Origin of the sequence: Clostridium sp. Marseille-P2415, from assembly GCF_900155545.1 — a bacterium.
Lineage (GTDB): Bacteria > Bacillota > Clostridia > Lachnospirales > Lachnospiraceae > Lacrimispora.
This window is the reverse complement of the sequence record NZ_LT732526.1, coordinates 755034-769448: the sequence shown is the minus strand read 5'-3', so window position 1 is coordinate 769448 and position 14415 is coordinate 755034. Positions and strand designations below refer to the sequence as shown.

13 protein-coding genes and 1 other annotated feature are annotated in these 14415 nt (G+C 42.5%); of the genes, 2 read left to right on the top strand and 11 right to left on the bottom strand.

The features are described 5' to 3' along the window. Positions 1–186: 186 nt before the first annotated feature. The 3 genes from pheT to BQ9856_RS08535 form a co-directional block, all read right to left on the bottom strand. On the bottom strand, positions 187–2607 hold the full coding sequence (gene pheT, locus BQ9856_RS08545) for a phenylalanine--tRNA ligase subunit beta (protein ID WP_077610647.1): 2421 nt from the start codon (positions 2605–2607) through the stop codon (positions 187–189). 21 nt (positions 2608–2628) lie between these two features. Next, entirely contained in the window at positions 2629–3648 is a 1020-nt protein-coding gene (gene pheS / locus BQ9856_RS08540) for a phenylalanine--tRNA ligase subunit alpha (protein WP_077610646.1), read from the bottom strand. Positions 3649–3736: 88 nt separating this feature from the next. Beyond that, positions 3737–3985: a binding site (T-box leader), on the bottom strand. 74 nt (positions 3986–4059) lie between these two features. Further along, positions 4060–4383 carry an FYDLN acid domain-containing protein gene (locus tag BQ9856_RS08535; protein WP_077610645.1) on the bottom strand — a complete coding sequence of 108 codons (324 nt, stop codon included), beginning with the start codon at positions 4381–4383 and terminating at the stop codon, positions 4060–4062. Positions 4384–4652: 269 nt separating this feature from the next. Here BQ9856_RS08535 and BQ9856_RS08530 point away from each other — a divergent pair, with 269 nt between their 5' ends. Next, positions 4653–5333: a response regulator transcription factor gene (locus BQ9856_RS08530; protein ID WP_077610644.1), complete on the top strand. Its 681-nt coding sequence runs from the start codon at positions 4653–4655 to the stop codon at positions 5331–5333. Here the strand turns inward: BQ9856_RS08530 and BQ9856_RS08525 are convergent. Next, complete coding sequence (locus BQ9856_RS08525; RefSeq protein WP_077610643.1) at positions 5325–7397, bottom strand: methyl-accepting chemotaxis protein; 2073 nt, start codon at positions 7395–7397, stop codon at positions 5325–5327. The genes BQ9856_RS08530 and BQ9856_RS08525 overlap by 9 nt on opposite strands. A 451-nt stretch (positions 7398–7848) precedes the next feature. Between BQ9856_RS08525 and BQ9856_RS08520 the strand changes: the two genes are divergently transcribed. Continuing rightward, complete coding sequence (locus BQ9856_RS08520) at positions 7849–8157, top strand: helix-turn-helix domain-containing protein (RefSeq protein ID WP_077610642.1); 309 nt, start codon at positions 7849–7851, stop codon at positions 8155–8157. Positions 8158–8220: 63 nt separating this feature from the next. Here BQ9856_RS08520 and BQ9856_RS08515 read toward each other — a convergent pair whose 3' ends face one another. The 7 genes from BQ9856_RS08515 to BQ9856_RS08485 form a co-directional block, all read right to left on the bottom strand. Beyond that, positions 8221–8499 carry a hypothetical protein gene (locus BQ9856_RS08515; RefSeq protein WP_077610641.1) on the bottom strand — a complete coding sequence of 93 codons (279 nt, stop codon included), beginning with the start codon at positions 8497–8499 and terminating at the stop codon, positions 8221–8223. A gap of 469 nt (positions 8500–8968) precedes the next feature. Continuing rightward, positions 8969–9376 (bottom strand): hypothetical protein, encoded by a 408-nt coding sequence (locus BQ9856_RS08510; RefSeq protein WP_077610640.1) that lies wholly within the window; start codon positions 9374–9376, stop codon positions 8969–8971. Positions 9377–9588: 212 nt separating this feature from the next. Next, positions 9589–10164, bottom strand: coding sequence for an accessory gene regulator B family protein (locus BQ9856_RS25705; RefSeq protein WP_077610639.1), 576 nt, complete (start codon positions 10162–10164; stop codon positions 9589–9591). Further along, positions 10164–10325, bottom strand: coding sequence for a cyclic lactone autoinducer peptide (locus tag BQ9856_RS08500; RefSeq protein WP_077610638.1), 162 nt, complete (start codon positions 10323–10325; stop codon positions 10164–10166). Before BQ9856_RS08500 ends, BQ9856_RS25705 begins: the two co-directional genes overlap by 1 nt. 69 nt (positions 10326–10394) lie before the next feature. Next, on the bottom strand, positions 10395–11750 hold the full coding sequence (locus BQ9856_RS08495; RefSeq protein ID WP_077610637.1) for a sensor histidine kinase: 1356 nt from the start codon (positions 11748–11750) through the stop codon (positions 10395–10397). Beyond that, positions 11737–12525 carry a LytR/AlgR family response regulator transcription factor gene (locus BQ9856_RS08490; protein ID WP_077610636.1) on the bottom strand — a complete coding sequence of 263 codons (789 nt, stop codon included), beginning with the start codon at positions 12523–12525 and terminating at the stop codon, positions 11737–11739. The genes BQ9856_RS08495 and BQ9856_RS08490 overlap by 14 nt, the downstream gene beginning before the upstream one ends. 143 nt (positions 12526–12668) lie before the next feature. Further along, entirely contained in the window at positions 12669–14414 is a 1746-nt protein-coding gene (locus BQ9856_RS08485) for an ABC transporter ATP-binding protein (RefSeq protein WP_077610635.1), read from the bottom strand. Position 14415: the final 1 nt, after the last annotated feature.

Genomic DNA, 14415 nt, shown 5'->3' with positions numbered 1-14415 from the left:
CGATTCTTCCTGTTACCTCTATGATATCCAGTCCGCCAAACATGATTTTGCCTCCCTGTCTTTTCACTCATTCCTATCGTAAGGATTGACGGAATTTACCAAAACCATGCAGGCGGAGATGAAAAAGATGTCAGGATGCATTCCCTGCAAATCCTGACATCTTCCTTATTACCAAAAAACTATATTTTAAGCCCTGAGCTCAATTCCCAGTCCCTGTAATCCATTCAGGATCTTCTTCATCACAGCAAGAACTTCCTGATCCTCCAGAGTATGATCGCCCGCACGGAAGGTAATGGAATATGCCACCGACTTGCAGCCGGCTAAAACCTGCGCCCCCTCATAGATATCGAAAAGCTGATAACTTTCCAGCATCTTTCCTCCACGCTGCTCAATGACTTCTTCGATCTGTCCAACCAGTATATCCTTCGGAACCACCATGCTGATGTCTCTGGTAACAGCCGGATACTTGGCAATTCCGGTATATTTGCGGTCAAAGCTTGTAAACGGGATCAAAGATGGCATATCGATCACAGCTACATAGGCACGATCCCCGATTTTATAATTATCAGCCACATCCGGGTGTACCTCGCCCAAATAGCCGATGGTCACGCCGTCATACACAATATCCGCCTGTCTTCCCGGATGAAGGAAGGTTTTCCCGCCTTTTGGATCGTAATGAGGCTTTTTGTGCATTCCCGCCTGATCGAAAAATTCTTCCATAACGCCCTTCATGTCAAAGAAATCGCCATCCCCGTACATCCCCAGGGTAAACTGCATTCTTTCGTCCGGAAGCTCTGTAAGCGGAAGCGCCTTGGGAAGATAGATGTTGGCCAGTTCATAAAGACGGACGTTTTTATTGCGGCGGTTATAGTTGGTGGATAATGAGTAAAGCATTCCATGGAGCGGTGAGGTCCTCATAATGCTGAAATCCTCTCCAAGGGGATTCATAATATTTACGGTCACACGGAGCGGACTGTCCTTTGGAAGGAGAAGCCTGTCAAATACCTTGGGGCTTTCAAAGGAATACGTCATTCCCTGGGAAAAACCGCAGAATTCCGCAACTTCTCTTGCCAGTTCCTCCACTCTTAATTTATAAGACAGCTTTCCGGTTGTCGCCTCGCCGGTCGGCAGGGATACCGGAATCTTATCATAGCCAAAGAACCGGGCAGCTTCCTCTGCCATATCGGCCATACAGTTTAAATCCTGGCGGAAAGTCGGAATGAGGATTTCACCGGCTGCCTCATCGTATCCCAGATCCAGCCTTTTAAAATACCCAAGCATGGTTTCCGGAGCTATATCCGTTCCCAGAAGGCGATTCATCTTTTCCGGCTCAAACGGGATTCTTTTTCCGTCCCTTTTCTCCGGATAAATATCAATCATACCGCCGACCACTTCTCCGGCTCCCAGTTCTTCGATCAGCTGGCAGGCACGGTTTACAGCCTCTTCGGCATTGTTGGGATCAAGTCCCTTTTCATATTTACCGGAAGCATCGGTCCTTAACCCTGCCTTCTTTGATGAGAGACGGATGTTGGTTCCGTCAAAGCAGGCACACTCAAACACCATGGTCTTTACGTCATCGGTGATTTTGGAATTCTCTCCGCCCATAATGCCGGCAATCCCCACTGCCTTATCTCCATCGTTGATCATCAGGACCGTGCTGTCAAGCTTTCTCTTCTGTCCGTCCAGAGTCTGGAATGTGTCACCGTCCTTAGCGCATTTTACGATGATTTCATGATCCGCAAGCAGGTCATAATCAAACGCATGCATAGGCTGGCCATACTCTTCCATTATATAATTCGTGATATCCACGATGTTATTAATAGGACGTATCCCGCAAGCAGCAAGGCGTCTCTGCATCCAGACCGGTGAGGGAGCAAGCTTAATGTTTTTTACCATCCTCGCACAATAGCGGGGGCAGAGACGGCTGTTCTCTACGGTTACTTTTAAATAATCATGAATATCCTCACTGTTGCCTGTAGCTGTTACGACCGGTGGTATAAAGGGCTTTTGAAAGGTTGCCGCTGCTTCTCTTGCAATCCCGATCACACTGTAGCAGTCCACACGGTTTGATGTGATTTCATATTCAAATACGGAATCATGAAGGCCCAGAATTTCAATGGCATCAGAGCCTGTTTTTGCATCTGCAGGCAGAATGTAAATTCCGCTCTCCGGAGCATCCGGGTACATTTCAGCGGAACAGCCAAGTTCTTCTATGGAACACATCATACCGCAGGATTCGACTCCTCTCAGCTTCCCCTTCTTAATCCTGATTCCCTCTTCCGGAAGCGGGCCGCCGTCATGGCCTCCTGCCACCTTTCCTCCGTCCAATACCACCGGAACCTTATCTCCGGCCTTTACATTGGACGCACCGGTAACGATCTGAACCGTTTCTGTTCCTACATCGACCTGGCAAACGATCAATTTATCCGCATCCGGATGGCGCTCAATGGTTAAGATGTGTCCGACCACGATTTTCTCCAGGTTTTTATCCAGGCATTCATAACCTTCTACCTTTGTTCCGGTAAGAGTCATGGCATCGGTGTATTCCTGCGGTGTCACATCTAAATCCGGAACATATGCTTTAATCCATGATAATGGTGTATTCATTGATTTCTCTCCCTTTCTGTCCTAGAACTGCTTTAAAAATCTGATGTCGTTCTCATATAGTAATCTCATATCATCAATCTCATATTTTAGCAAAGCGATCCGCTCTAATCCAACGCCAAATGCAAAACCGGAATATTCATTGGGATCAATTCCGCTCATGGTGAGTACATTGGGATGGACCATGCCGCAGCCGAGAATTTCAATCCAGCCCGATCCTTTACAGAAACGGCAGCCTTTTCCGCCGCATTTAAAGCAGGTAACATCCATCTCAGCGCTTGGCTCTGTAAACGGGAAATGGTGGGGACGGAATTTTACTTTTGTTTCCGCGCCGAACAGCTCTCTTGCAAACTCAGCCATGGTTCCCTTTAAATCGGCAAATGTAATGTTCTTGTCAATGACCAGGCCCTCAAACTGGTGGAAAGAAGGAGAATGGGTCGCATCCACCTCATCGGAACGGAATACGCGGCCCGGAGCCAGCATTCGGATGGGCAGCTTTCCCTGTTCCATGGTGCGGACCTGGACCGGGGACGTCTGGCTTCTTAAAACGATGTTATCGCTGATATAGAAGGTATCCTGTTCGTCTCTTGCCGGATGGTTTTTCGGAATATTCAGCTTCTCAAAGTTATAGGAATCGTATTCCACCTCCGGTCCCTCGATGACTTCATATCCCATGCCTATGAAGATCCTCTCGACCTCTTCTAAGGCAATTGTATTGGGATGGGTGTGCCCCACCTTATTTCGTCTGGCCGGAAGTGTTACATCGATCACTTCTTTCTTCATCTGCTCTTCTCTGGCTTTTCTCATCAGGGAAGCCATAGCTTCCTCTAATTTCCCCTCAATCAGGGTACGGGCATCGTTAACCATCTGGCCGACCTTTGGCCTGTCTTCAGGAGCAACGTCCTTCATACTCTTTAATACACTGGTCAGCTCCCCTTTTTTTCCAAGATAAGCAACTTTGATGTCATTCAGTTTTTCCAACGCATCCGAAGCTTCAATCTGCTTTAATGCTTCTTGTTTGATTTTCTCTAATTGGTCTTTCATCATGCTCTCCTTCTTTTCATATTTAAATGTTGTTAAACCGCTTTCAGGGTAAAACGCATTTTTAATGTATTAAAAAAGCCCCGCCCCAAAAAGGGACGAAGCTATATTCGCGGTACCACCCTAATTCCTGTGTATCACACAGGCACTCGGCATACGTAACGTGTATGGACGTCATGATTTACACGCCAGGCTGACAGCCATAGCTGTATCACCGGTTTCAATCACGCTGCTTCGGTGGGAAATTCGATCTCTTAATTGAACTTAAAAGGGCTTACAGCCGGTGGCCCCTTCTCTCTGGAAGAAAATAAGGATCTACTGACACCTTCATTGCATTTCACGTTTTTCATTGTAACATTAGCTACCATTGTAATAACAGAAACCCAAAATGTCAAGGATTATTTTTGGCAGGCATTATTTTATAAGGAAATAGGCTGCTGCAATTGCAGCCAGAATAACAGCAACGCTTGTAATCACGGATAGATAAGGATTCCTGTCATCCGATACCCCCAGTGTTTCATCGTCACCGTCCTTATGCCGGCTCTTAAGCTTTGCCGGCTGCTCTTTATCTTTTATAATCTTAACCGGTTTTCCCGGCTCCTCTTCCGGCTTATGTAATTTTTTCTCAATTCTCATGCGAAGCAGTACTTCTTCGTCCGCTATGTGATTGCAATAAGGACAATATATGTTGTTGTTTTCATCAGGAATCTGATTCCCACAATGTGGACATATTCTCATAATCTGCCAGGTACTATGCGCTCAAGGCAGTTCCCTCTGCCTCCTCTCTCAGCCATATGGATATGATTATGATTATACTATATTCTCTTTACTTTTTCAATCTTTTCCATCTCCATATTTCCATCGTTCCGCAGCACTGCAGCCATAAAAACTTACATCAAATCTTCCTATAATTTTTCAGTTTTTTTTAAGAAATGTGCGATATACTCAAACGCATCAGAGGAAACCCGGATTTCTCTCCGTTACTTTTAAAATAAAGGATTGATACCATGCGGATATTAATAATTGAGGATGAAGCAAGACTCGCCATGATTCTGGCCGATATCATTACTTATGCCGGATACAATGCAGATGTATCCATGGATGGGAAAGAAGGATTACAGTTCGCTGTGAGCGGTATTTATGATGCCATTATCCTGGATATCATGCTTCCGGGACTGGACGGATATAAAGTCCTTTCCAGGCTTCGGATACAACATGTTGAAACTCCGGTCCTTATGCTGAGAGCAAGGTCAGAATTATCAGAACACGTACAGATTCCTGACGCAGGAGCAGACTATTACCTGACCAAGCCCTTTGAAAATTCAGAGCTGCTTGCCTGCCTTCGTGCAATCCTGCGCAGGCAGGGCAAGACCGTCTCTGTTTCCCTGAATTTTGCGGATTTAAAGCTGACCCCTTCCATGTGCGAATTGCGCTGCAAATCCAATGCGGTCTCATTAAGTGCAAAAGAGCTGGATCTGATGCAGATTCTCATGGCCAATAACAGCCGGTATCTTTCAAAAGAAACCCTTCTTTTAAAAATCTGGGGACACGAATGCGGTATTAATGAAAATAATGTTGAAGCATATATTTCTTTTCTGCGCAAAAAGCTGCTGCGATTAGAATCCAGTGTCCATATTGCAGTCGTCCGGAAGGTCGGGTACCGGCTGGAGGCCCCGGACTTATTTTAATTTAAAACCGGAAACAACCGTATTGAGCTCTTCTGCAATATGCTCCTGCCTTTCAGACATTTTCGACATATCCTGTACCACAACATAAGCCTTTTCTACGGTAGTCAGTACCATGCTGCTGTTACCTGCCGTAGTCTGCACGGATTCGGAGACATTCTGAATCGCATCCCGAACCTCCTGCATAACCTGGCTGATATTTCCTGCCATCTCTGCCACCTCATTGGATATTTCTTCAATGGAAACCGCATCACGGCCATACTGCTGCCCTACATCTGCAAAATTGTTGTAATCGGGTGTGACCGTGTCCTTCAAGAAATTCAGCATGGATTCCGATCCGCTCATCATCATGCCAAAAGCCTTCTGGACTTCATCTATGGTTCCTTCAATTTCTTTTACTGTCTCAGAAGTATCCTTTGCAAGCTTGCCGATTTCCCTGGCTACAACCGCGAACCCTTTTCCCTGCTCCCCTGCTCTGACAGCTTCAATGGAGGCATTTAAGGATAACAGATTGATCTGGGAGGCTGTGTTGGAAATGATCCTGGCCATGTCCCCGATTTTTTCCACTACCTTTGCATTCTCCACTGCCATCTGCAGATCCTGTTCCCGTTCCCGGGATATTCCAATGGCATTTTCATAAGCTTCGCGGCTGTTCTTTTCAATTACTTTGGCGCGTTCCATGATCTCGCCCGCCATTCTGCTGCTCTTTCCTGTCTCCTCGGCCAGAACGCCTACCGATGTATTCACCTCAGCCATGGAAGCATTTACCTCTTCGGTAGCGGCACTGGAGGACATCATGGCCTTATCCACATCCGCCATATAGGTCTTGATTTCGTGAAACTGCTGAAGCAGATCACTGGATACCGTATTCAGGCGTACACTTGCGTCATTAATTCCTCCTGCATGCCCGGATATCCGTTCAATTACCTGTTTATTGCTTTTAAACATATTGTTTAAGGAACTGCTCATCTGGCCCAGCTCATCTTTACGTCTGGATTTAAGCGGCTGAATGGTAAAATCTCCGTCCGCCAGGGAACCGGCAAACTTTTTCACCCGTTTTAAACCTGATGTAATGCTGCCTACCTGGAGCAAAACAGCAGCAATGCAGCAAATCAATGCAATTGCACTCAGCTTCACCAGCTGTGCATTGAGCGCCACAATCGGCTCCTCCAACTCTGACTGGGGCATCTTGATCATAATAATCCAGCCAACCCCAGGAACCGTATCATAATACAGGTTATAGGTCTCCTCTCCTTCTTCGTAGGAAACCTTTCCTTTATCGCTGGATACCATAACTGCGGCTGCCGCTGCCAGGGATCCGTTTTCGTCCTGTGTGATATTTACCGCATTGGTAACCTTATCTTTATCCGTTTCGCAGAGATACACACCTTTCCCGTTGGTCAGCATGGCTGTTCCATTCTTGCCGACCTTTATGGACTGTATCAGGGTATCGATATCACTTAGCTGCATATCCACGGTCACGGCTCCGATAAATTTATTGTTACCGTCGTAAATAGGGGCTGTACAGGATGCCATCATGGTATCAAGGGTTGAATCGTAATAAGGGTCCGTAATAACCGCTTCCCCGGTCCCGCTGGCTGCCATCTTATAATAATCCTGATTAAAGTAGTCATAGCTGGCTTCGCTGTAGTCATACGTTAATTCTATCTTACCGTCTTCTTTGTACCAGTAGGGCCCCATATATTTCTCCTGGCTGTCATATACATTGGGCTCAAACCAGATTCCGCTTCCCAGGATCAAATCATTGTCCGATATAATGTTCTTTATGGCAGCTCCATAGGTATCGATCTCTGTTGTCTGATAGGAAGATCCAACCATGTACGCAATATTCATTGCCGTCGTCTCCACCACATTTAAGTAATCATTGATGCTGTTAACGTTTGCTTTGAGTTCTGACTGCATATTGGAATTGCTCTGTTCCTCAATTAAATCCCGGCCGGTAGTTTCGCTGAGCCTTGTCAGAAATGCCAATGCCAGTACTACCACAGGCAAAATTCCAAGCAGCATCTTAATTCCGATGCTTTTGATCCCAATCTTTTTCTTCATACTGTTTCTCTCCCGTACTTTGGTTTTCAATACTCTTTTGTACTATGCGCATTGCGCCTTTTATTCCAGGTCCAACAATTACTTGTTACACAAAAAGGCTTTGACATCCCTTTCTCATGTAATTTGCTTTTAAAATACTTAAAAATATTGTAAATCCTTTTATTTTACTATTGCATTCTGATTGATGTGCATATAAACTGAACGTAAAAGTTTCTCCTTTATGGAAATGATGTTGTGGTGACTTCAGCCAAATAAAGAAGGAGCTCTTTTTCTTTTCCGGTTATTTTTATATGTATGCATACTCCTTTCCTCTACTCAGCAAATGCATAATATTAACTGTTTTTTATTATACTATCCGTATTCAGATTATGCAATATCATAATTTTACATATTTTAATCGTGTATTATACCTATTTTCTTATCATACAATATAGTAGGTGAGGTGAAAACAATGGAGCAAGACTATATAAATAAAAGAATCACAGAATTACGCATAAAAAAAGGAGTCGCTGAACATAAAATGAGCATCGAACTGGGGCACAGCAGAAGTTATGTACAGAGCATTTCCAGTGGCCGAAGTCTTCCTTCCATGGCTGAATTCCTGGCAATCTGTGAATACCTTGATGTGACACCGAAAGATTTCTTTGATAATGACAATCCTAATCCGCCATTGATCAGAGATGCGATGGATAAGCTTAAAACGCTTCCGGAAAGCGATTTATTATTAATACTTACTATGATCAACCGGCTGCAGTCCTAATTAAGAAACAAAAAGCCCCCCGCTACAGCGGCAATTTTCGGTCCGCTGCAGCAGGGGGGAATTTTAAACAGCGGATACAGGCCCTGCATTGACCGGTTTTCCTTTCTGGTCATCTTTTAACGTTTCTTCTAAAATACGCTTAAATTCCAGGAGTATTTCATAAGTTTCGGCTCGTTTCTCCAAGTGTTCAATAAATATGTCAATATACTTCTTATCTTCAGCCCTCTTAATTTTCTCTATCCGTAACCTTTCTTTTACCTTTTTATAAAAACAAATGATTATAATTAAAAGCACGCTCTCAATAATCAGCGCGCCTCCCAACATAATATCGATAAAACTCATTTTCTCCCCCTATCAATTCTTTTCGCTGAATTCCTAATTTTCAAAACCTTTCTTAAACAACAACCGGATTCTGTCCCCTTTATCCTGCATACCATACCAGCCAGCCCGTCTGGGAAGAAAAAACAGAAGAAAATGGGAACCATACTGGATTATGGAAAGCCTTATCCTCTCCACCCGGCAGTGATATTTGGACTCAGCATTCTTTTATTTCCAATATATTTCCCACATATTTCCCATAATTGAGATTCTTGGTACATGCTGCATCAAGAACCGTACTTAATTTTTTTCTCCTTACCGTATATCACTATGCTTTTCCTAAATTGAGACAAACAATTGATCCAATCCATCCGCTTCTGGAACGGACAGTTAAGCATAGCCATTAATAATCTATCTTCAATTGGATAAATTGTCAGCATGTTAATGGTCACACTACATCAGTCATGCCAAAATAATGATGATCCAACTGCGATCAACTCTCCATTATTTGCATAAAACCACATTCTTTTTCTGCAGCCATGGTAGGCCTGGTCATATTGAGGAAAATTAGTAAGACCATTTCTATAATCAGCAGTAATTTTCTAATCCCTATTCCACATCTCCGATGCATTTTATCTGATTTATATGTAAACCTCGGTATAAGAATCAATTCTTCCTTTAAAATCTTACATTTCACAACCCCAGTGTCACGCGCCGCTAAGGCATACAACATATTTTGGCTTTGTCTCATATAATAAAATTTATTCCAAAAATGCAGGTCACCATACATGATATCTGTATCCAGTTCATAATTTTTCACTTCTTCCGATCCGTCATCTCTACGAATACAACAGCTTGCTCTGTATTGATAATAACTTTCATTCTGTCTTTTCGTCCGCACTTTGAGCCTTCCTTTCACGCATTCAATCTATTGCTTATAGATACATTCTACATATTTTAAAGATAATTTCAACACAAGTGCCAAAATTATACACGTTAGGTTCCAAAATTTGCATCCCTTCATTAAAATCTTATTATTTTTTTTAAAAAACAAGGCTGCCAGAATATCTTCTGCAGCCTTGTTTCAAGTACAATTATTATAACTATCAATTCTCATTCCCTATGATTTTTCAACATTCCATATATTAACATAAGAGACAATAGGATATGGCTGATGGCAATAACAACCCCAGCCCTTGCTCTGATACACCAAAGAAACATCCCTATTACGGACTCTATCAGCCAGATTCGTCTGCTTTTTATGCGATACCGAATCGTTTCTTCCTCATCTAATGGTTTATTCTTATCAGGAACCGGGGCAAGCCAAAAAATCAATCCCCCTGATATTATAAGACAAACAGGCAGAAAAATAAGGACGAAATCTCCTGTTATTATTTTTTCTAACAGACATACCGCATAAATCAGAAAAGCGGACACGACCGTGCAGCCACCATTCGTCCTTGCATGATATCCGCCGCAATAGGACCTCAAAGGGATATAGCTGGCAAGGAATATTAAAACTTGCATAGGGGCACGCATTATAACCGCTATTAAGAGAGCGATCAATATATTTACAATCTGATTTATCATGACCTCATAAGCATATTGGTATAATGCGCGCTGTTCGCCGGTCAGAATATTTTTTTTAATCTGCCAGCTGACTATGTTTTCCGAAAGCCGCTGAATCATTAAAATTTCCTAAGAGCTTTTGCTTCTTCCGGCACCTCCGGCTGATGATGTGCCCACAAGCAGGCAACGTTAATAGTATAAACTGCAACTGCCAGTGCACATAAGTTCATCACATTTACAATAGAAACCTTTTCCTTTAAAACATCTACCCACTTTTTCATAACAAAACCACTCCTTTTTTCTTTTTATCATAAACCCAAGTAAGACAAATTTCAACCCAAGTGCCAAAATTATACACGTTGAGTTCCAAAATTTGCATTTTCCGCTCCGGAACAAGTAGAAATGGTGAGTGTTGTAACAAACATATCATCCTTCTCTTCCAAATTTAAAGTCCCGCCATATTTCTCCGCAAGGGTCATTACAATTCCAATACCCAAACCATGATGCCGGGAATCTGCTTTTGTTGAAAGCAGACGTGAGCCTTCTTTCTTAACTGCAACAGCATAACTGTTTTCTATATGGAATATCAAAAAATAGTTGTTTCCCATAAACAGCTTTACATCCACCCTCCGCTCCTCCGGGCTGCATTTTGCTGCCGCTTCAAGAGCATTATCCAAAATATTACCAAGCATAGAAATCATATCCGCATCAGATATAAAGTCAATCTTTAAAAATTTTTCAATAAAGAGCGATAATTTAATCCCCTTTTCCTTGGCTTTTGATACGCGCTCCGTCAGGATCGCATTTAGTACAGGGTTTCCGCTATATATAACATTACTTGTTTCCCTCTGGATTTTTCCACTGAGTTCATCTATGATTTCAACTATTTTTTTATTTTCATCATTTAACGCCAATACCCGGAAGCTGTTAAAATAAGCATTGATGTCATGGATATAACATTGATAGCGTTCATTGATCTTTAATATATTTTGAAAATGCTCATTTTCCATATCCCGTTTCACTGTATAAAGCTCTGCGTACTTTACTTTATTCATTACTTCCGTATATCTTTCCAAAATAACAAAGATAGCGGCATTCGCGAAAAAAAGCAGGAAAGCACCGCCACACATAAATATTTGCATGATAATGGAATCCGGAAAATCTATATATAAAAAACTGCTTGAAATCATTAAGGATACGGCAGGAACGATAAGCAAATACCAGGAAAAATTGTTATTATTACTGATTTTTAACTTTTTAATAAACTTTTCTATATATAAAAGAAATAAGAAGCCTGCCAGATACTCGATCAACAGAAAATATATCCCTCCGGAAGTAAACCATGGCGGTATGTAAAAGGGTAAAATACCCGAAAGTAAACGATATAAGAGTTCAAATGACACTTCCTTGCCACCAGCAAATATAGCAAAATAAATAATAGTATATGCTATTCCGTTACTGAAAGAAATATTGAATGAAAGTATTACATATATATAAAAGACTAATGGCACAGTCACGAAATTCAGCGGCATGCTTCCAATACTATTTTCAAAAAATATTATAAGTGTTATGATCAGACTGGATAAAACACGCTTTTTCCCTTTCCACTTTTCCTGAAATATAGCTTTAAAAAAGCGATAAAGCATATAAACATCAATCCCGCAAAAAAACAGACGGCTCACTGTAAATAACTCATTTCCCATCATAATCGCCTTTCCTGTATTTGGATAACATAAATTCTTCTTTTAATTTATTAAATTCCGTTGCCTTGCTTCGTGCAATTTGAAATGTGTTACCTACATCTTTTAATTTTAAAATTTTACTGGTACAATAAATAAGGTATTTGAAGTTTATGATATAGCTGTCATGAGGATAGCCAAAACCATAACATTTTAATTTTTCATATATATTCTCCAGTTTGTCCGGAATTCGTATAACCGGAGTTTCTCCTTTATCATCATTCTCTACTCCATAAATGCACATAACATTTTCTGAAATATAAACTCTTGTGCTTTTCTTATATTTCTCAATATAGACAATATCATCAGCCTTTAGAAACAGCTTTTCTCTATTCATGTTAGCCGTAAGAAGAGGTGCCTGACCAAACTCAATCATTTTATTCAGGGAATCCTGTATGTACCTGCCCATCACCTGATCCGGCATGTTTTTCATGATATACCGGTATGGCTGGACTTCAAAGCTGCGTGGAGATGGTTCTGCAAATCCGGTATAAAACACCAGAATTACATTGTTATCAAACTCGCGTAACTTGAGTGCTGTCTCTTCTCCATCCATACCCTTCATCTGAACATCCAGAAAAATAATGGAAAATCTGATTTTTTTCAACGCTGTCAGCAAACACGCGCCGGACTCATATTCATGTATCCTGATTTTATCATGATCTTCAATATTTTTCCAAATCTGCTCAATTAATTGTATCCGATCCTCAGCGCTATCATCACAAATAGCAATTTCAAACATATTTCTACCGCCTTTTGTAAAGTTCTTCTCTTTTGAATATCGGGCCCCATAAAGCTTTTCATAAGAATGAAAAAGAAAAAGCACCAGAAAAAAAATTTGTGCATATTACTCTGGTGCCATATAGTAAACTTTTTAATCTGCATTTAAACTGCAAACTGACTATTATACAGCTGCGCATAAAATCCATTCTTTGAAAGAAGGCTTTCATGGGTTCCCTGCTCGATTATATGGCCATCCCGCATTACCAGGATCACATCTGCCTCCTTAATTGTGGAAAGCCGGTGTGCTACGATAAAGCTGGTACGTCCCTCCATCATCTTGGCAAAAGCCTTCTGTATCCGTATCTCAGTTCTGGTATCAATGGATGAAGTCGCTTCGTCAAGAATCAGCATAGGAGGCAGGCAAAGCATGACTCTGGCAATGCACAGAAGCTGCTTCTGGCCCTGGGACAGATTTCCCCCGTCTTCTGATATGACCGTATCATATCCCTCCGGCATGCGCTTAATGAAACTGTGGGCATGGGCTTCCTTTGCTGCCAGTATAATCTCTTCCTCAGCAGCATCAGGCTTTCCGTAAGCAATGTTTTCCCGGATGGTTCCTGACTTCAGCCAGGTTTCCTGTAACACCATACCGTAGCCGGTTCTCAAGCTCTGTCTGGTAATATGGCGTACATCCGTCCCGTCAACCCGGATCGAACCGGAATTCACATCATAAAAACGCATCAGCAGATTGATTACCGTACTCTTACCGCAGCCGGTAGGGCCTACTATGGCAATACGCCGGCCCGGTTCTACCTTAAGATTCATATCTTCAATCAACGGCACTTCCGGATTATAGGAAAAGTCCACGTGGTCCAGAAGCACCTCTCCTTTTGCATGCTCCAGCACCCTGGCGTCTGGATCATCCGGGATCTGCGGCTCTTCATCGATCAGTTCAAATACCCGGGCTGCAGAGGCCAGTGCATTCTGAAGCTCTGTGATGACTCCTGATATTTCATTAAATGGTTTTGTATATTGATTGGCATAACTTAAGAAACTGGAAAGCTGGCCTACGGATAAAAGTCCCTTCATAGCAGCAAACGCTCCCGCAATTCCAACACTTGCATAAACCAGGCTGTTTACAAAACGTGTGGCCGGATTGGTTATGGATGAAAAAAACGTAGCTCTTAAGCCCCAGACGCGGAGATCTTCATTGATGTTTTCAAATTTTTCCAAAGCATCCGCTTCGTGGCCAAAGGCCTGCACCACCTTCTGGTTTCCCAGCATCTCTTCCACAAGGGAAGTCAGTTCTCCCCTTGCCTGAGACTGCATCTGAAACATACGGTAGGTTCTTCTTGCAATGAAACTGGCCACAAATAAGGATACGGGTGTCACCAGTACTACCACAATAGCTATGGCCGGATTGATAAAAAACATAAAAAGTAAGGTCCCCAATATGGTAAGCACTCCGGTAAAAAGCTGGGTGAATCCCATTAAAAGTCCGTCGGAAAACTGGTCAATATCCGCGATGATCCTGCTGATGATATCCCCATGGGCATGGGAATCAATGTATTTAAGCGGAAGTATCTCCAGCTTGTTAAATGCCTGAGTTCTGATATCCTTCACCACCCGGTAAGTTATCAGGTTGTTGATATGGCTCATGAGCCATTGTGCAGCCGATGTAAAGGCAATGATGACCCCGATTTGTATCAAAATCCCCCACATTCTGCTAAAATCGACCTCTCCTGCTCCCAGGATGCAGTCAATGGCCCGGCCTATGAGGATCGGAACGTATAAAGTCAGCAACACCGTAATAAAGGCACATGCCAAAGAAGCCCAAACTCCCCATTTATACCGGCCGATGCAGGTAAGAATCCGTTTCATGGTGGATCTATGCTTTTTTACGTCCATA